Origin of the sequence: Rhizobium sp. BK275 (genome assembly GCF_014193555.1) — a bacterium.
In the GTDB taxonomy this organism is placed as follows: Bacteria; Pseudomonadota; Alphaproteobacteria; order Rhizobiales; family Rhizobiaceae; genus Rhizobium.
Map to the genome: position 1 here is coordinate 17,055 of NZ_JACHZL010000005.1, position 17,197 is coordinate 34,251.

At 58.5% G+C, this 17,197-nt stretch carries 18 protein-coding genes and 1 pseudogene; 9 read left to right on the top strand and 10 right to left on the bottom strand.

Annotated elements, in window-relative coordinates:
- Positions 1–281 precede the first annotated feature (281 nt).
- Genes FHT82_RS16520 through FHT82_RS16530 form a run of 3 tightly spaced genes read right to left on the bottom strand, consistent with a single transcriptional unit; the run spans position 282 to position 2,996 of the window.
- Positions 282–1,220 carry a DUF2950 family protein gene (locus tag FHT82_RS16520; protein WP_183732871.1) on the bottom strand — a complete coding sequence of 313 codons (939 nt, stop codon included), beginning with the start codon at positions 1,218–1,220 and terminating at the stop codon, positions 282–284.
- A gap of 29 nt (positions 1,221–1,249) precedes the next feature.
- Positions 1,250–2,641: a DUF3300 domain-containing protein gene (locus tag FHT82_RS16525; RefSeq protein WP_183734165.1), complete on the bottom strand. Its 1,392-nt coding sequence runs from the start codon at positions 2,639–2,641 to the stop codon at positions 1,250–1,252.
- Positions 2,642–2,681: 40 nt separating this feature from the next.
- A complete protein-coding gene (locus FHT82_RS16530; protein WP_183734167.1) occupies positions 2,682–2,996 on the bottom strand; it encodes a hypothetical protein in 315 nt (104 codons plus the stop codon).
- A 299-nt stretch (positions 2,997–3,295) separates the two neighbouring features.
- On the opposite strand from FHT82_RS16530, the pseudogene FHT82_RS16535 reads away from it, so the two are divergent.
- The 4 genes and pseudogenes from FHT82_RS16535 to FHT82_RS16550 form a co-directional block, all read left to right on the top strand.
- Positions 3,296–3,412: pseudogene (locus FHT82_RS16535) on the top strand (DUF3302 domain-containing protein); the annotation flags it as partial.
- A 77-nt stretch (positions 3,413–3,489) separates the two neighbouring features.
- Entirely contained in the window at positions 3,490–5,205 is a 1,716-nt protein-coding gene (locus tag FHT82_RS16540; protein ID WP_183732874.1) for a SulP family inorganic anion transporter, read from the top strand.
- Positions 5,206–5,225: 20 nt separating this feature from the next.
- Entirely contained in the window at positions 5,226–6,065 is an 840-nt protein-coding gene (gene ppk2, locus FHT82_RS16545) for a polyphosphate kinase 2 (RefSeq protein ID WP_183732876.1), read from the top strand.
- Positions 6,066–6,098: 33 nt separating this feature from the next.
- The gene (locus FHT82_RS16550; protein WP_183732878.1) at positions 6,099–7,217 is read left to right on the top strand and encodes an AI-2E family transporter; all 1,119 of its coding nucleotides are present in this window, start codon (positions 6,099–6,101) and stop codon (positions 7,215–7,217) included.
- A gap of 12 nt (positions 7,218–7,229) precedes the next feature.
- Here FHT82_RS16550 and FHT82_RS16555 read toward each other — a convergent pair whose 3' ends face one another.
- Entirely contained in the window at positions 7,230–7,466 is a 237-nt protein-coding gene (locus FHT82_RS16555; protein WP_183732881.1) for a hypothetical protein, read from the bottom strand.
- A 141-nt stretch (positions 7,467–7,607) separates the two neighbouring features.
- Entirely contained in the window at positions 7,608–7,928 is a 321-nt protein-coding gene (locus FHT82_RS30695; RefSeq protein WP_348647626.1) for a hypothetical protein, read from the bottom strand.
- Positions 7,929–8,244: 316 nt separating this feature from the next.
- On the opposite strand from FHT82_RS30695, the gene FHT82_RS16565 reads away from it, so the two are divergent.
- The 3 genes from FHT82_RS16565 to FHT82_RS16575 all read left to right on the top strand — a co-directional run bounded on the left by FHT82_RS16565 (position 8,245) and on the right by FHT82_RS16575 (position 11,981).
- A complete protein-coding gene (locus tag FHT82_RS16565) occupies positions 8,245–9,468 on the top strand; it encodes an ATP-binding protein (protein ID WP_183732884.1) in 1,224 nt (407 codons plus the stop codon).
- Entirely contained in the window at positions 9,458–10,132 is a 675-nt protein-coding gene (locus FHT82_RS16570) for a response regulator (RefSeq protein ID WP_183732887.1), read from the top strand. The genes FHT82_RS16565 and FHT82_RS16570 overlap by 11 nt, the downstream gene beginning before the upstream one ends.
- 85 nt (positions 10,133–10,217) lie before the next feature.
- The gene (locus FHT82_RS16575; protein ID WP_183732889.1) at positions 10,218–11,981 is read left to right on the top strand and encodes a hypothetical protein; all 1,764 of its coding nucleotides are present in this window, start codon (positions 10,218–10,220) and stop codon (positions 11,979–11,981) included.
- Between the two features lie 6 nt (positions 11,982–11,987).
- On the opposite strand, the gene FHT82_RS16580 is transcribed toward FHT82_RS16575, so the two are convergent.
- Positions 11,988–12,953, bottom strand: coding sequence for a hypothetical protein (locus tag FHT82_RS16580; RefSeq protein WP_183732892.1), 966 nt, complete (start codon positions 12,951–12,953; stop codon positions 11,988–11,990).
- 159 nt (positions 12,954–13,112) lie between these two features.
- Here FHT82_RS16580 and FHT82_RS16585 point away from each other — a divergent pair, with 159 nt between their 5' ends.
- Together FHT82_RS16585 and FHT82_RS16590 are read left to right on the top strand one after the other, a co-directional pair.
- Positions 13,113–13,757: a helix-turn-helix domain-containing protein gene (locus FHT82_RS16585; protein WP_183732895.1), complete on the top strand. Its 645-nt coding sequence runs from the start codon at positions 13,113–13,115 to the stop codon at positions 13,755–13,757.
- A gap of 49 nt (positions 13,758–13,806) precedes the next feature.
- Positions 13,807–14,154, top strand: coding sequence for a hypothetical protein (locus FHT82_RS16590; protein WP_183732898.1), 348 nt, complete (start codon positions 13,807–13,809; stop codon positions 14,152–14,154).
- A 37-nt stretch (positions 14,155–14,191) separates the two neighbouring features.
- Here FHT82_RS16590 and FHT82_RS30375 read toward each other — a convergent pair whose 3' ends face one another.
- From FHT82_RS30375 to FHT82_RS16610, 4 genes are all read right to left on the bottom strand, one after another.
- Positions 14,192–14,536 (bottom strand): hypothetical protein, encoded by a 345-nt coding sequence (locus FHT82_RS30375; RefSeq protein ID WP_246698151.1) that lies wholly within the window; start codon positions 14,534–14,536, stop codon positions 14,192–14,194.
- Between the two features lie 55 nt (positions 14,537–14,591).
- Positions 14,592–14,753, bottom strand: a complete 162-nt coding sequence (locus FHT82_RS16600) for a hypothetical protein (protein ID WP_183732902.1) — start codon at positions 14,751–14,753, stop codon at positions 14,592–14,594.
- Between the two features lie 10 nt (positions 14,754–14,763).
- Positions 14,764–15,006, bottom strand: a complete 243-nt coding sequence (locus FHT82_RS30380) for a hypothetical protein (RefSeq protein ID WP_246698152.1) — start codon at positions 15,004–15,006, stop codon at positions 14,764–14,766.
- 108 nt (positions 15,007–15,114) lie between these two features.
- Complete coding sequence (locus FHT82_RS16610; RefSeq protein ID WP_183732905.1) at positions 15,115–16,839, bottom strand: penicillin-binding protein 2; 1,725 nt, start codon at positions 16,837–16,839, stop codon at positions 15,115–15,117.
- Between the last annotated feature and the right edge of the window lie 358 nt (positions 16,840–17,197).

Below are 17,197 nucleotides of genomic sequence, written 5' to 3' on the forward strand. Positions count from 1 at the left end.
CGGAAGGAATATGGGTACGAAATTCCAATCCGAGAGGCACGAAATCTCCTGCTCCACGCGGCTGGCCATATTATTGCGACCGCGTTCTTCATGAAGGCAGAGGCTGGAATGTTGACGTCTTTGCCGGCACTTGTGAGGAACTGACGCTTGCGTAGATCGAATGGCGAGCCAGGATGATCCCCGAACCTGGCGCAATAGGTGGGAACGAACACTATTCCAACCGCGCCATGGCCGCTGTCTTGCGCATACCGCCGGCGATACCGGCAGCATGGACTAAGATCCTATTCGCTTACGACGGTCCAGTTGGCATCCGGATTGAAATCCTTGATCGCCGCCGCGCGCGCTTCCGTTTCCGGTCCCAGATCGCGCTGGTAGATGACGCTCGTCCCGTTGACCATGAATGTCTGCACGCCGGTGACCCGATATTTGACCGGCCAGGCGATGAGCGCAAAGCCGCCGGTCATATAACCGTTGATGATATAGCTTTGCTTGCCGCCAAGCACGTTGTCTCCCTGGGACGTCAGGATGCGGTAGCGATAGCCGTAATAGCCCTCCCCGCGTTTGGCGGCGCCGAAGGCAGCTGTCTCGACCAGCGCGCTTGCCGGGCTTTCCTCGGGATAAACGTTTGGATCCCAGTACAAGCCATCGATCTTGCCCGGACTGCTGATCAATTTCTTTGCGAACTCATAGATGCCGTCGCCATCACGGTCCTCGGATGCAAATTGATACTGGGCCGCGACATATTCATGCATGGTGTCGATGGTGGCGAGTTCGTTTTCGCCAATGCGGCGATTGATGATCTCCTCGAGGCCGCGCTGAGTATCAAAGGACCATTTGTCGTCCTTGCCCTCGGTCAGCGGAAACGGCAGGGGCCAAAGCCGATCGCCGATCGCAACGATCTTCATGCCTTCTGAATCCCGCAAAACCACCCGTCGTTCGGCGCCTTCGCGGATCAATCCATAGGCGATCATCGCCTCGTTGTTCGAGCGCAGCTTGTCCGGCTTCAAGCCGAGCAACGTGGCAAGATCGTCGATATTGTTCGAGCCCAGCACCGATTTGAGCTTATCGAGCGCAAGCTCAGGACTGTCGAATTTCGGCGATGGCGTTGCCGCCTTGTAGTCGGCAAGATCTGTCTGCTCTTGCGAAAGTGCGGGTGCTGCCGGCATTGCGCAAAGTACTGTCGCGAGCATGAGCGGAATTACGGTCGATTGACGTTTCATGATGTAACTCCCTGAACTGAAAAGAGGTCTCACCGCCGTCTGCCGCCACCGCCACCGCGACCGCCGCCACCCTGTGGGCGCGGCCGATGCTGTGCGGGACGAGCTGACTGGCGATGGGCGCCCATGCTCTGCGATCCTCGTTTCGAGGCAACTGCCTCACGACGACCGGACTGGACATTGCCGAGTGCGCTCGTCTGACGTCCGCGATTGTCGGGTCTGGCAGCCATCTGCGGTTTATTGGGCCTATTGACGGATTTCTGCGCAGGCTTGGACGGTCGATTGGCGGCCTTCTGAGGACGTGCCTCGGGCCGGGATGCTGCCGGCCGATTGGCTGCCGCTGGTCGATTTGCTGCTGTTGGCCTGTTTGCCTGCGGTCTGTCCTTCAGGCCCTGAGCCGTGCTCTTGCGGATATCTTCCGCACGTGCCGAATTAGCGCGATTGCCGGGCCGCTGGCTCGCCTGGATATCGTTGGCCCTGTTGCGCAGCTGGTTGCGATTGTCGGCCTGCAGGCCGGACTTGATCGCCGACCGGTCCATCTTCGCAAGCTGGTCCTTGCCGATGCTGAGCTTGCTGCGATCGACATTGCTCCAGTCGACGTCGTTCCACTTCAGCTTTCCGTTGAAGTTGCGGTCGTTCAGGCAATTGTTGCAGTCGATGTCGATATCGCCATCCCAGCGGCCGCCCCATACTCCCCAGTCGTCCCAGTTGACGATGGCCGCCCAGGCAAGGCCGGTTACAGCGCCAGCAAAGAACGTTGCCCCGGGGTAGTAGTAGTTGTCGTAATAATCGGGATAATAGGAGATCGGCGCCGAAACATAGCCCGGCTCATACAGCATTTCCGGCGGATATTGCGGGATATAGATCTTCTCCGGATCGGTCGGCCGGATGATGATGTTGTCGTTTTCGGTGACGATCGTCACTTTGTCATCCGTCTTGATGATGTTCTTTTCCACCGCTTCGTCACGAAGCTGCTGGATGGCAATCAGGACATCCTTCTGCTGATTGGCGAGCGCATCGGCGAGCGACTGCGTCCAATCGAGATCCTCGCTCATCATCTTGACGATGTCTGGGTAGTTGAGCAGCGAAACGACGCTGCCGTCCCAATCGCTTTTGGGCTTGAGGTCGGAATTTTTCTTCTTTGCTTCCAGGAAGCGCTGCGCCTCGACGATCTGTAGAGGAAAGAGCGAGGCGGCCGAAATTGCCGCAACCAATTCATCCGGATAGAGCGCAATCCGCGCTACGAGCACTTCAAGCTCATCATCAGACAGGAGTGCGGTTGCGGGCTGTTCTGTGCTTGTCTGCGCTGGTGCTGCTGTCGGTACGGGGGGCTGCGTCTGCGCTCGCACTGGGAGGGCCGGCTGCAACGCGATAATTGCCAGTGCCGACAATCCGCCAAGCAGTTTGCGGGAAATTGCTTTCATCACGCACGGACCTCCCTTGAGTTTTGAACGACAGATACGCCTACAAAGGTTTCGGGCCAGTCTGCGTTGACCGCCGGAGCACCACAATTTTCGATTGGGCGATGGCCTCCCCCATCTCTTTCAGGAGGGCATCGACGAGCCCCGCGTATTCCAGCCGCCGCGCCTCTCGCACCGTCTCAGGTAACCGCTCGACATGCGCCAGAGCCTGTGCAGCGGCAGCGAGATCCTCGCACATGCTGTGAAAAGCCTCGTTTGCATAGAAAAGCCGCTGTACCAGCCGCTTCTGCTCGGGAAAATAAGTCTCAGCCGTCTCGATGGCGGACAAATATGTCGAACCACTTTCTCCCGACACCATCTCCTCCCCGCCGCTGAACTGCGCCAAGCAGATGCGGGAACTATATAACAGGCGGATCGGCCGCAGACGTAAAATACGTGATCTTACGTTAGCCGGCTTCTAAAAACGCGATGAATACGGCAGGCCGAGGCCGGAACGGCATCCACCCTGCCGATCCCGCCTCTTCATTTTTCGGGTCATCTGCCAACGCGCCGATAGAGGTTACGCGATGCTACGGGCTTCAGCGCCCAAACGGGCCTAATATCTTGCTGTCGATAGTAATCGAACGGCTCGGCCAGACCAGCCGGAAGGGAGCGTCCGTGTTTCTCGACTATTTTGCCCTGGGCGTGCTGGTCTTTGTTGTCGTCACCCTGTTTTACGCAGTGATTGCGATCCACGACATTCCTCATCTCATGGCCAAGGCGCGCAATCGTCCTCTGATGGCCCAAGGCCAGTTGCAGCCGGGTGGAATGCCAAGACGCAAATGGCAACGGTGAAAGCATAGGAGCTAGCAGTGATAGGCAGTCTTCCGATGCTGCGAGGCTTGACTGGCTTCAACAGAGGCTGGTTCCGGAGCGATATCCCGGCCGGCCTGTCGATCGCTGCGGTCGGCCTGCCGAGCGCCATCGCCTATCCCGCCATCGCCGGCCTGCCGCCGGAGACCGGCATCTATGCGAGCATCGTCGCGCCGATCGCCTATGCGATTTTCGGCCCGTCCCGCCTTCTGATCGTGGGTCCTGATGCCGCGTCAATGTCGGTGCTGGCGGCTGCAATGGGCACGATCATAGCCGCCGATCCCACGGGCAGCGGCGACCGGGTAGCGATCGCGGCAGCCCTCGCCCTCGGCGTTGGCGTCTGCTATATCGCCGCCAAATTGTTGAGGCTTGGCGTCCTCGCAAACTTTCTTTCCCGCCCCATTCTGGTCGGGTTCTTTGCCGGCGTTTCCCTCTCGATCCTCGTGGGACAGATCGGCCGTTTCACGGGGGTGAAGATCGAATCCGATGGGTTGATTCAGCCGCTCGCCGAATTGCTTGCCAAAAGCAGCCTGATCCACTGGCCGTCGCTCATCTTCGGCTTTAGCATGTTCGCGCTGCTGTGGATCCTCCGTTTTTTCCCTTTCAAAATTCCAGGTCCTATTCTGGTCGTCGTTATCTCGGTCGTTCTTTCCGCGATTTTCGATTTTCGGGACCAAGGCATCGCCGTCGTTGGGGACATACCGCGCGGACTTCCGAGTTTCTCCCTACCCCCGCTTCATGAGATGCCTCTCGACAAAGTCGTCACCGGATCGGTTGCGATCTTTCTTGTCAGCTTCGGCTCCGGCATTGTGGCGGCGCGCAGCTTCGCGTCGCGGACCGGTGACGAGGTCGATGCAAATCAGGAGTTGGTCGGGCTTGGCGCAGCCAATATAGCGCCCGGGTTTTTCGGTTCGTTTCCGGTCAGCGTATCGGATTCTCGAACCGCCATAAATCTGTCGACGGGCGGCGTTTCGCAGGTCGCAGGACTGGTCTCCGCGGGAGCACTGATCGCCGTGCTGGTTTTCCTTCATGCTGCGTTGCGCATCCTTCCCATTCCCGCGCTCGCCGCAATCCTGGCAATGGCTGCCATCAGCCTGATCGATCTTCCCGAGCTCAGGAAGATCTGGCGCATCAGCCGTATGGAATTCGTCTTCGCGCTGATCGCCATGTGGGGGGCGATCAGCTTCGGTGTTCTCAATGGCGTCATCGTCGCTATTGCCGCAACCTTCGTCTATCTCCTGCGGAAGACGATGTTTCCGCGCGACGGCCTTCTTGGCCGCATCGAGGGACGGCACGGTTTCTTCGATCTCAAGCGCTATCCGGAGGCCCGGCCCGTCCCGGGCGCCGCCGTCTTCGCGGTGCAGGGCAGCATCCTTTTCTACAACGCTGATTACGTTCGCATCCGACTGACATCAGTGGCAAAGGAGCTTCCCGCCGATACCAAATGTCTGGTGCTCGATGCCAGCGCCATCACACAAATCGACAGCACCGGCGCGACCGCGCTCGAGGCCGTCGCCGAAATCCTCGTGAAGCGAAACATCATCTTCGCCTTTGCCGATCTCAGCGACGAAAGCCGCGTCATTCTCGAACGGGCCGGGGTCATCAAGATGGTCGGCGCCGAGAATATTTTTAACGGCAGAGAAGAAGCCCTGCGGACACTGATCGGCGATATCGACCAGATCAGTAGTGCCACGCCGGCGAGCAATGCACCTTAGTGATAGAAGGAGGGAGAGCCATGGACGAGAATTACGAGCCGAAGCAGGCCGCCGGCGATGAGAGTCGCGGCAAGGATAAAAAGAAAAAGAAATCATGGGATTATGAGAAAGAGATCGGCCGGCTGCAGGTCGAAATCGCCCATCTGCAGGCCTGGGTGAAGAAAGCCGGCGCAAGGGTCGTCATCATCTTCGAGGGACGCGATGCTGCCGGAAAGGGGGGAATGATCAAGCGGATAACGGAAAAGGTCAGTCCGCGTGTCTTCCGGGTCGTGGCGCTGCCTGCACCGACAGATCGCGAGAAATCGCAGATCTATATGCAGCGTTACATCGCTCACCTGCCGGCCGCCGGCGAGGTCGTGATATTCGACCGCAGCTGGTACAATCGCGCCGGCGTCGATCGTGTCATGGGCTTCTGCAGCGATAAGAAAGCGCGGCGTTTTCTGGAGCTCGCGCCCCGCTTTGAAGCGGCCATCGTCGAAAGCGGCGTCATTCTGCTCAAGTATTTCCTGACCGTCAGCGAGGAAGAACAGGAGCGGCGCTTCAGGCGGCGGATCGACGATCCGGTGCGGCAGTGGAAGCTTAGCCCCATGGATCTCGAATCCTATCAGCGCTGGTGGGATTATACGCGCGCCTATGACGAGATGCTGCGGATGACCGACACCAACCATGCGCCATGGTGGATCGTGCCTTCGGACGACAAGAAGCGCGCGCGGATTAACTGCATCTCGCATATCCTGCAGTCCATTCCCTATGAGCGGGTGAAGTTTGACGAGCCCGATCTGGGAAAACGTCAGAAGCGTCCGGCCGACTTCATAGAGGATAGCAGCATTCGCCATATCGTGCCCGACACGACGTCGTAAGCGTTGGCGGCCTGGAACGTGGCGGATGTAACAATGGAGCAGACAGCCGATACGCCGGCGCGGAAAACCGATGCGGGCCAGATTTCGATAGAGGCGAGAGTAAGTGATCTAGTCCGGTTGGGCATCATCGGGCTTTTCGCCTACTGGACGATGGTTCTCATCGCGCCCTTCGCACTGATCGTCATCTGGTCGGCGATCCTCGCAGTGGCGCTGTTTCCGATGTTCCAGGCTCTCTCGAGACTGATTGGAAACAGGCCGGTGATTGCGGCTAGTATCATCGTTGTCGGCTGCCTTGTACTGATTATCGCACCGCTCGCGCTCGTTGCGGTCAATTTTGCCGATGCGGTGCAGGCACTGACCGGCAAGTTGCGGACGGGGAACTTCACGCTACCCACAGCACCGGCCGCCATCAAGGAATGGCCCGTCGTCGGCGAGCGTGTCCATGACACCTGGAACCAGATTGCGGGCGATCTCGCCTCCACCATCATCAAGTTTCAGGCGCCCATCCGTGAGGTCATGGGTGTTGTCGTCGCAAAGCTCGCCTCGATTGGCGGCGGCGTCTTGAGCTTCGTCGCTTCGATTATGCTCTCCGGGCTGTTTCTCACGTGGTCCGCGCCCCTGGCTGCGGCAATACAGGTGCTGGCAAGCCGGATTGCCGGCGAAAAGGGCGTCGGTTTTGCCCGGCTGGCAGGAACCACTGTGTGGAATGTCTCGCGAGGCGTGATCGGCGTTGCCTTCCTGCAGACCCTGCTCTGCGGATTGTGCTTTGCCTTCTTTGACATTCCGGCACGCGGTGCGCTGACCTTTGCGGTCTTCATGCTGTGCGTGATGCAGCTAGGCCCTGGGCTCGTGCTGCTGCCGGTCGCCATCTGGGCATGGTTCTCCTGGCCATTTGCGACTGCCTTTATCTTTACCTGCCTTGCGGTGCCGATCACCGTCGTGGACAATATTCTGAAGCCCATCCTGATGGCGAGAGGCCTCTCGACGCCGATGCCCGTTATCCTGATCGGCGTCATCGGCGGCACGCTCTCTCACGGGCTCCTGGGTTTGTTCCTTGGGCCGGTCGTCCTCAGCGTCTTCTACGAGTTGCTGAGAGCCTGGGCCTGGCCGCCGGCGACCTCAAATGGATCCGAAGCGGAACACATCGGATAGGTATCGGCAAGCTCATCGGCTGGTGCAGTAGACGACGACTTCCTGCTCTATTTCGCGGCAGAGCTGCTCATATTCTGTAATCAGCTTATCTTCCCTCGGTCTTTGAATCCGAAATCTGTCCAACGCATCGACGGCAAGATCATAGGCCTCGAACATCTCGCCGAGCGTCTCGTTGGTTATCTCCGCCAGAAGATGACGGATATCGGGAAGCCGCAACATCAGTTTTCTGCGACCGCGTTCTAGGCTCATGGATCGCTCCGTATTCAAAGCACGTCTGCAACTGATACGAAGGCAGAAAGCGGTCGGATTGTTCCCGACCTAGCAAATATATGTTCCGATTTGAGAGCAAAAACTGCCGGGATCCGGCTGACGAGGCATTTGCAGTCCCTTTCAATGAAGATCGGACGGATCACATCGCTGAATTTGCCATGCGCGCCAATGGGTCGGGTGAATGTCAAGCATCTCGCCGGTCATGGCGTTGGTCCATCCGCCGGGCAGACGTTGGCAAGGAAAGACCAGGGCATGGGTACCTTCGTCGTCGATGACGGCGAGTTCTATGTCCTCTTCGAACGGAGCTTCAACGACCAAGCGCCACATCACCGAACCCTCCCCGACGATGCACCGGCGTCGACCGGCAAGATGCCATCGTTTCGGCGTGCCAGTCACTCCGCCGGCATGGTTTTTCCTGCCAGCACTCTGCAGATGTTGCATTCGCCATGTCCTGCCTTGGCGTTACACCAGCGATCGCGAGCCCTCCTCGCAGTGAACCAGCTCTCCCAAATGGCCATATACCCACGACGTCCCAGAATAGCGGAGCGACGAGCCAGAGGCATTGAGCCGGATCAATGGAGGTGAGGCGAGCCAAGGTGCTGGCTCGCTGGGCCTTCGGCAGGTCCGGTTCTAGGAAAAGACCAATAGAGTCTACGCGATATTACACCGATCCCCCATCCAAGGATGGTAAACTCGCGCCATTGTTGAGGAGGCCGTCGAGGCACAGGATTACTTCTCAAGGGCGGAGGAGACCATCATGTCCACCAAGATGGAGGCGCCGCATGTTACCGAATTCAGTTCCCTTGTCTCAAGCCTGACGGGGCGAATCTCGTTCATCGGAACGCGAATAGCACGCCGCGAACCCGTGCGTGATGCGTCCAAGGGAGATAACGGGCCACAGGCGAACTGGATCCGGCAGCTCTATGAACACATACCGGACGCAGTGTTCTTCATGACCGGCAACAATAGAATTTCAGCCTGTAACAGGGCTGCGGTGATCCTGTTCGGTTATGAGGAAGATGAATTGCTCGACCGCAAGATCGACCTCGTCTGGTCGGCGACACCGGATGTCAAGCTCAGGGGACGCTGGGCGGACCAGGGCGCGGCACGCGCCGGTCTGGCAACGACCAAGAGCGGCGTCCAGTTTCCAACTGCGCTGACCATCATCCGAGAACAGGGCGAAAAAGAAACCTTCGCTGCGGCGATCTTTGAGGACTTCCGGACAGAGCGCGAGACATTGCAGCAGGTTCAGGAGCTTCAATGTGAGCTGGCGCGTCTCGCAAGAGTAGTCGCGCTTGGAGAAATGACAACGACGCTGGCTCACGAACTGTCCCAGCCGCTCTCCTTGATCGCCGCTTACTCCGAGGGGTGCAGGCGCCTCATGACCAACGACCGTCGCCGGCACGGCGCGGAGCTTCGTGAAGCCTTGTCGGAAATTACGCAACACGCCTTGTGGGCGGGAACGATCGTCCAGAACATCAGGGAATTTGCAAAGCGCGGCACCGGCGAGAAACAACGGGAGGCGATGCACGCGTTGATCCACAGAGCGACGGCGCTTGGGCTTGCCGGATCACCCCGGAAAGACCTTCACACCGATTTGCAACTCGAAGCAGAGCGGGACATCGTAGTCGCAGACCGTGTCCAGATCGTCCAGGTACTGATGAACCTTCTTCACAATGCCATAGACGCGACCGACGGCGTCGAGCGGCCGACTATCGCGATCCACACCAGGACCGACAATTTCTCGCATCTGGTCGTCGACGTGTCCGACAATGGTTGCGGAATTGCCGCCGAGATCGAAGAGGCGCTGTTTCGTCCCTTCGTCACCAGTAAACCGCGCGGACTTGGCATGGGTCTGGCATTGTCCAAGCGTATCATTGAAGCGCATGGAGGCCGCATAAGCGCGCGTAAGGGAATACAGGGAGGCTCAATCCTCACGTTTTCGCTCCCGCTGGTGGAGACAACAATCAATGGCGAATGACCTTACGATCCATCTCGTCGATGACGAGGAGTCGCTCCGGCGATCTCTGACGTTTCTGCTGGTGTCGGCAGGCTTTGCCGTTCGTGCACACAGCTGTGCGAAAGCCTTTCTGGAACTTCTCCCGCTGTCGGGGCGAAATTGCCTTGTTACCGATCTATGCATGCCTGATGTCAACGGCATCGAATTGCTTCAGCGATTAAGGCGTGTCAGCACGGACGTGCCGGCGATCATCATTACCGGTCGGGGCGATATCGCCGCCGCGGTTCAGGCGATGAAGGCGGGAGCGTCCGATTTTCTGGAAAAACCGTTGAGGGAAGAGGCGCTGATCGCGGCCATTAACGGAGCAATGAGGCAAAGGCGATGCGGCAGCGCCGTGACCGATTGCGAAAGCGTTGCTGCGCGATTTCGTCAGCTCACGGACCGCGAACATCAGGTCCTCTCCGGCGTACTCGATGGCTTACAGAACAAGATGATCGCCTATCATCTCGGCATCAGCTCGCGTACGGTGGAGGTCCATCGCGCCAATGTGATGGCCAAGATGGGCGCGCGCAATCTGGTAGAGCTTATGCGCATGGCCATCACCATCGATGCTGCGACGCAACCGCTTGAAACCGCAAAGGCTTTGCCGATCGGCAGCTGGTCAACTTATATTCGGCAATTCTAAAGCAGAGCTTGCAACCCCAGGCTTGTGAGGTATGATGTGTTAGAAATGGCTTAAATAATTGCGTGATCTTGTCGTAGGGGCGATCATGAGGAGCGCAAAGATCAATGCCTTCAGCGGTCTTGGGCCAACGGCTGATGAAATCTGCCAGCAGGTCGAACGAATTCTCACAAGCGAGGAGTTTCACGCGCCGAAACGCGGGCGGAATTTCCTGGCATTCGTCGTCAATGAGACGCTCGCCGGCCGATCGGACTTCCTGAAGGCATTCACGATAGCAAATGTGGTTTTTGGTCGGGAAGCTTCGTTCGACCCGCAGAACGATCCGGTTGTTCGAATCGAGGCCGGCCGAATACGAAAGGCGCTCGAGCGTTACTATCTCGTCGCAGGCCAGAGGGATGACGTCGTCATTACTGTGCCCAAGGGTGGATATGTCCCGCATTTCGAATATGCGCGGGGTGCGCCGGCGCCGGCAGAGCCCGCCGAGGTCTCGGATAATGCGCAGAATGCCGAATACGAAGATCAAGATCATTCGCTTCAGGAAACACGTCGTCCGGGATTTGCCACCCTTATCGGTCTCGGAACTGCGCTGGCCGTCGTCCTCGCTCTCACGTCCGCATTGTCCTTGCGTAATACTCCGACCGCGACGATGCCGCCGGGACCTCCCAAGCCAAAGGTGATCATCGATTTTTTTGCCGAAAGCAGCCCGGCTGACGCCGGTTCGGATATCGCGCGTGGCCTCAGAGACGACATTATCGGGCAGCTCGCCCAGTTCGATGACATCGTCGTGGTCGCCGATCCGCTGCGTCGTGAACACGCCACCGCTGCCAACTACGCACTGCAGGGCAATGTCCAGCGCGATGGAAGCAGGCTGCGTGCCGTTGCCAGGCTGGTGCGCCAATTGGATGGAGCGGTCATCTGGGCCAATAATTTCGATGCGGATCTTCAAGATCAAAACAAGCTTGCGATTCAAGGCGATATCGCCCGGTTAATCGCCAATGCCGTCGCGCAGCCCTATGGCGCCATCTTCCAAACCGACACGGATATGGCAGCGCGACCGGCGCAGACGGGAAACCAGAGTGCCTATGCCTGTACGCTCGCCTATTCCAGCTACCGCCAGACCATGACTGCGCAAAGTCACGGTGCAGCACGCGAATGCCTGCAACAAGCGACCCAGCGTTTTCCCAATGACGCGGTGTCCTGGGCGCTGCTGTCCATGGCCTATCTCGATGAAATCAGATTCCGTTACACGCTCGGCACGTCATCGTCGACCCAGCCTCTCGCACTGGCGAGCGCTGCGGTGGAGCGGGCAACATCACTCGCGCCGGACAATCCCCGCGTGCTGCAGGCACAGATGCAGGTGAGCTTCTTCAGGGGAGATATCGACAAGGCCCTGAAGGCAGGCACCGCAGCCTACGATGCAGACCCTGATGATGTGGAACTCGCAGGCGAATACGGTTTTCGATTGGCGATGTCGGGGAAATGGCAATCGGGCTGCGAGTTGCTGTCGGTCGCCCTCAACAAGGGTGTCGGCACCAGAGGTTATTACGAGGTCGGCATGGCTTTGTGCGCATTCATGAAGGGAGATATCGGAAAGGCCGAGCAGTGGTCGAGAAGGTCCGATCTCGACAATAATCCCATGCATCGCCTTGTGCTGCTATCCATTCTCGGAGCGGCCGGAAAGACTGATGAAGCCATGCTGGAACAGGATTGGCTAAAAATCCACGCGCCGGCTTTGATGACGAATATCCGTCAGGAAGTGTCGCTCCGCCTGCAGCGGCCGGAGGACCAGGAACGGTTCCTGAACGGGCTGCGCGCCTCAGGGCTGGTCGCCGACCCCGTGTCCGCAAGATAAGATAAGCTATGGATCGGTGCCTGTGCCGTTCAGCCTCTGGCTGTTCGAAATCTCCATGGCGATTTGTGCGGCAATCTCGTCCTCAGCATCGAGAATGTTCTGGCCGCGCAGGTCTCGATCATATTGATTTGCCCAGATAACCGCGCCGTCGGCGTCATTTATCAGGCGGACATGCAGATGAAGGATCATGCCCTCGACGAGGGCGCTTCCCTGCAGGTTGAAAAGCGAACCGTTCACTTCCGTCCTGGAGCGGGCCGGGGCAAGCACGACAAGATTTTCCACCTTCGTCAGCTTTGCAATCAGCTGATCGGCCAATCCCTTCACGAAATCTGCTCCCTGCACGGTACCGCCGAGAGCGGCGAAGGGTTCGACAGCAATCCTGATCTTGCTCTTCAACGCTGATGTGGCAGGGGCCGGCAACCCTTTTGGTGGGGAGAGATAGGCTTCCAGCGGACGGACAAGAGCGAGTACAGCCACGACCCCGAACAGCGCGGGGATGCCGATCGGCAACAGGAGATCTCGATAGCTTAACCGCCGCTCCCGCCCGAGGGGGCGCCGCTTGTTCTCACGGTTCTGCAGAGCGGAGATTTCGCCCGCATCCGAACTGTCCTCCCTCCCGGAAAAGTGCGGCGCATAGCCTCCTTTGGGGATGGTAATCCGGATCGGGTCACTGCGTCCGCAGACGAGGTAGTATCGTTCGAGCGCGCGACGGATCCGCCCCGCTTCGATGCGGACGACCGGATCACTCTGTGCATCGAAGGAGGCATCGCGTCCAAAAACGGCCTGTGCAATGGTATAGGCCTTAAGCTGTTCGCTGCGCCCTTCAAGCGTCTCTTCAACGATATATTGCAGGAAGCGGTGCCCGCGCTCAGGGGCACGGAATTCCGGACTGGCGAGTATAAGGTCAAGTTGTGCACGCACGCTTGCAGAGTCTTGAATTGCGCGACCGTCCCCTTCCTCTTCCGATGCCATCGAGACCTCCCGCGATATTTTCGTATCGCTCTCCTCAAGGGGAATAGCTTTATACACCTGTCGATGGCTCCGGGCTTCCGTAATAATACGTAAGGGGTATCTCGAATACCGGGGCGGGCCGCGATTGCCTATTCTGCGATACGGATGGGAGCGACACATATGCTTCAAGACCACGCGATCGTAAAGCAGACGACAGTTCCGGGACACCGCTATGGCGCGACTGCTGGGACGGCTAAGGATCAGTCGATCAAGCTCAAGGCCGACGAGATGATCTATAGCGAAGGCGAATATGCGCTTGCGATTTATCGGGTCGAAGCGGGTGCGGTGCGCATCTATCGCCTGACGGCCAGCGGGCAGCGATACATCCTGTCCTTCTGCGGCAAGGGTGAGTGGTTCGGTCTGGAAACGGGCAATGTTCGAACCGATTTCGCGGAAGCCGTCTGCGAAACCTGTATCAGGCCCTTTCGCGCCAATCAGGACGCAATCGTCCCCATAGACCTTCTCCACATTGCCCTGACGAACCTCGCAAAGGCACAGCACAAACAGCTCGTCATCACCGAGCAAAGCGCACTGAAGCGCGTTGCCGCCTTTGTCTATGAAATGGCCGATCGTCATCCCGGAAACTGCGAATTCGATATGATGATGTCGCGCAGCGATATCGCCGACTATCTCGGACTGACGGTCGAAACCGTCGCCCGCTGCTTCACGAAACTCCGCGGAAAGCGCATCCTCTGCCTGAACGGCAAACTGCAACGCATTGTTCGCCTTCTTGACCGCGATGCACTCATCGCAATGACGATCTAGCGGCAGCGGATTTCGGAAGACATGATCTTGCAAAAGGAGGGATTGAGCAATGAAGTACGCATTCGGCCGAATATCAAACGGATTGACCAAAACGCTTCTTGCAAGTCTGGTCTCGCTAGCATGGCTTCCACTCACCGCGCTCCAGGCGCAGGACGATCCGTTCGATCAATTTCCATTGCTTATCCAGTGCAAGTACAAAGACACCTATCATGCCTTCTACATATCGCGCATCTCTCAGGATGGTGTCGCGACCTATGTGGCATCTGAACGGATGGCCGGCACGATCACCCTGGACGGCCACGCGAAGGCAACCGGCGGCGCTGAGGGCGGCAGCTGCGTCGGCAAGACCCTGGCAGAGCTTCGTGCATCTCACCAAGCCTATGACCTGAAACGTTAGCGCCCTCCATGTGAAGCGGTTCCCAGTTCGATCCATTTCACCATGGAGGCGGCCATGACGGCTCCCCAATCGGGTTGAACTCGGTCGAAAATTCCGCAAGCCCGACCGGGAGGGTCTTGACGGAGGAGTCCGTCGCAAAGCAGAGCCACGAAAATGAACGCGTTCCAGGTGGCAACAGAGGCGACGCCGAGGCGGGAGGCGCCGTCGATCGTGGCATGAAGATCGTCATGTTGCTCTTCTCGCGCAGCTCAGTGATCGCGTTCAGCACGTCACGCACGACGATCGGCGCTAGGCCCACCGACGGTTCGTCGATGACGACGATCTTCGGCGCGGTCATCAGCGAGCGAGCGGGCGATTGCCAGCAATTGCTGCTGACCGCCACCCATGGTCGAGCACTCTTCAGAACACGGCAATCGTGCCGTCTGCCAACTCGTCGATCAGGCTCGGCAATCGGTCCAGGTGGTTTTCGGCGACGCCAGCCACCTGCTGCCCTGCGCCTGCTCGACCATCCGGATGATCTGGGAAAGCGCCGTGTCCTTGCCGACCTGCGTAGCCCGGAAGCGAAGCATGCCGCTGCGATTGAGCGTCGCTCCGATCACCTGCGTTCGGCTATCGCCAGCGTGGGGCGAAGAAGTTGTAGAGGAGTCCGAATATCAACGTTACGCACCAGCCCCAAGCGAAGCTCTCGACGAGCCCAGGAAGAATGTCGACCAGCTCAGCCCTCGAAGGCGTCGCCTGCACCCGGATCGCATTCCGACGCGCCGTCAGCTCTTCGAGGGCATGCGCCTTGCAAAGCAGCAGCTCGCAGGCGTCCATGAGGCGTTTTGCAGTGACGTTCGTTCGACTGGACATGAGGTGCGCACCTCCATCCAATGACCTAGGCCGCAAGTATGTGGCCTGGATGACGCAAAGTAAAGAAAGTCGGGTAACCTGCGTTATCGGATAGCGTCTGGCACGGTCTCAATACGAGGCCAGCAGATTCTGCCCGAAATCCGGTTCGACGCCCAGGATCGGTGCGACCCGACTGATGATGTCATGTACCATTGGGGCGGCAGTATTCGTCGCGAAAGTAAGCCCGTGCTGGCCGGTCAGCGGTTCGTCGATGAAAGACAGCACCACATATTTCGGCGCATCGATCGGGAAGGCAGCCAGATAGGCGTTGAAGCTCAACGTGTGCGAATAGTGACCGTTCACAACCTTATTCGCCGTGCCCGTCTTGCCGCCGACATGGAAGCCGGGCACATCGGCGGTGCGTCCGGAGCCCTGTTCGCCATTCAGCTTGAAGAGATAACGAATTGTGTCGCTAGTGCTTTTCTTGACGATCTGCTGTTCGGTTTTCGCCGCCGCTTCCGCCGAGCGCGGCAGGAAGGTCGGCTCTATGAGCTCGCCGCCGTCGACGAGGGCGGCACCGGCAACCGCTGTCTGCAGTGGCGTGGTCGCGACACCATGGCCGAAGGAGATCGTGATCGAATTGATCTTCTTCCAGACTTTCGGCTGTGTCGGTGTCTTCACCTCCGGCAGCTCGGTCTGCATCTTGGTCAACAGGCCAAAGCGGGTCAGATAATCCTTCTGACGATCCATGCCGACCAGGTCCATCATCCTCGCCGTGCCGATATTGGAAGAATAGCGGAAGATTTCCGGAATGGTCAGCCAGCGGCGCGGCACGTCATGGTCGTCATGGATGGTGAAGCCGCCGTAGTGCAGCGGCCCGGTGGCGTCGAAACTGTCGGAGAGTTTCACCGTGCCGCTGTCGAGTGCCAATGCCATCGAGAAGGTCTTGAAGGTCGAGCCCATTTCGAAGGTGCCGTTCGACATACGATTCAGCCAGCCTTCGCTGCCTGTCGCCTGCGGGTCATTCGGATCGAAATCGGGCGCGGACGCCATGGCGAGCACCTCGCCGGTATGGACGTCGAGGATGACGGCGCCGGCGGCCTTGCCCTTGTATGTGGTGATCGCATCGGTGACGACGTCATGAACGACATTCTGCGCCCGGATGTCGATCGACAGCCGCACCGGCTCCAGATTCTCGCGCACTGCGAGCCCGGTGGATTCCAGATCCGAAAGGCCCTGCGTGTCGAGATACTTCTCCATGCCGGCCATGCCCTTGTTGTCGATATCGACATAGCCGAGAATGTGGGCTGCCGTGCGCCCGCCGGGATAAAAGCGCTTTACCTCCGGGCGGAAGCCAATGGCGGGAAGGCCGAGAGCCAGAACCTCGCTTTGTTGCTTTGGCGTCAGCTGGCGACGCAGCCATGTGAATTGCGAACGCTTGTCCGACAGTTTCTGATAGAGCGCCTTCCGGTCAAGCTCCGGGAAAAGCTGCGTCAGCTTCTCGACCGCTTCATCCACATCGACCATATGGCTCGGCTCGGCAAACATCGAAACCGTGCGGATATCGGTCGCCAGAAGCTCGCCGTTGCGGTCGAGAATATCAGGCCGGGAGGCCATGATCGGATTTGGCGGAATGCTCGATGTCGTCGTGTCGACGACAAGTCCATAGTAAATCAGCTTGCCGAACATCCCGGCGTAGACGATGCCGAGGACGCCAGCGAGGGTGACGATACGGCTTCTCGCCTGACGTGCCGTTCCCGTCGTTTTGCGAGCGGCCCGCGTGAAGGAGGCAGATTCGAAGGTGAGCTTCACCAGCCGACCGCTTCTTACGCTGATACTATGAATGATCGACATTGCCATACACCGAGAACAGAACGCACCAGCGCATAACCCACCCGTCGGCATCGGCTATCGAAGGGGATATGCGGATTTAAAGCCCTACGTGGCGGAACGAATTTCACGGCTCTGGCAGAACGTTTAAACCTCTCTCCATCTGGGACCTGGATGGTTAACAAGGTCTTATCCAACTGCGTGTGTTTTTGTCGCAGCTTCCCGACGCACACCGTACCCAATGGCGGCTTCCGGATTTAAAACGATTTTAAAATATATACTTCAAAAACTAATCGATTTTAATTTTATGGTTAAATTTTTCTTGTTGCGGCGCAAAAGGATTCACGCCTTAATCCCTGCGAACGGTCAATTTTCTCTGTCG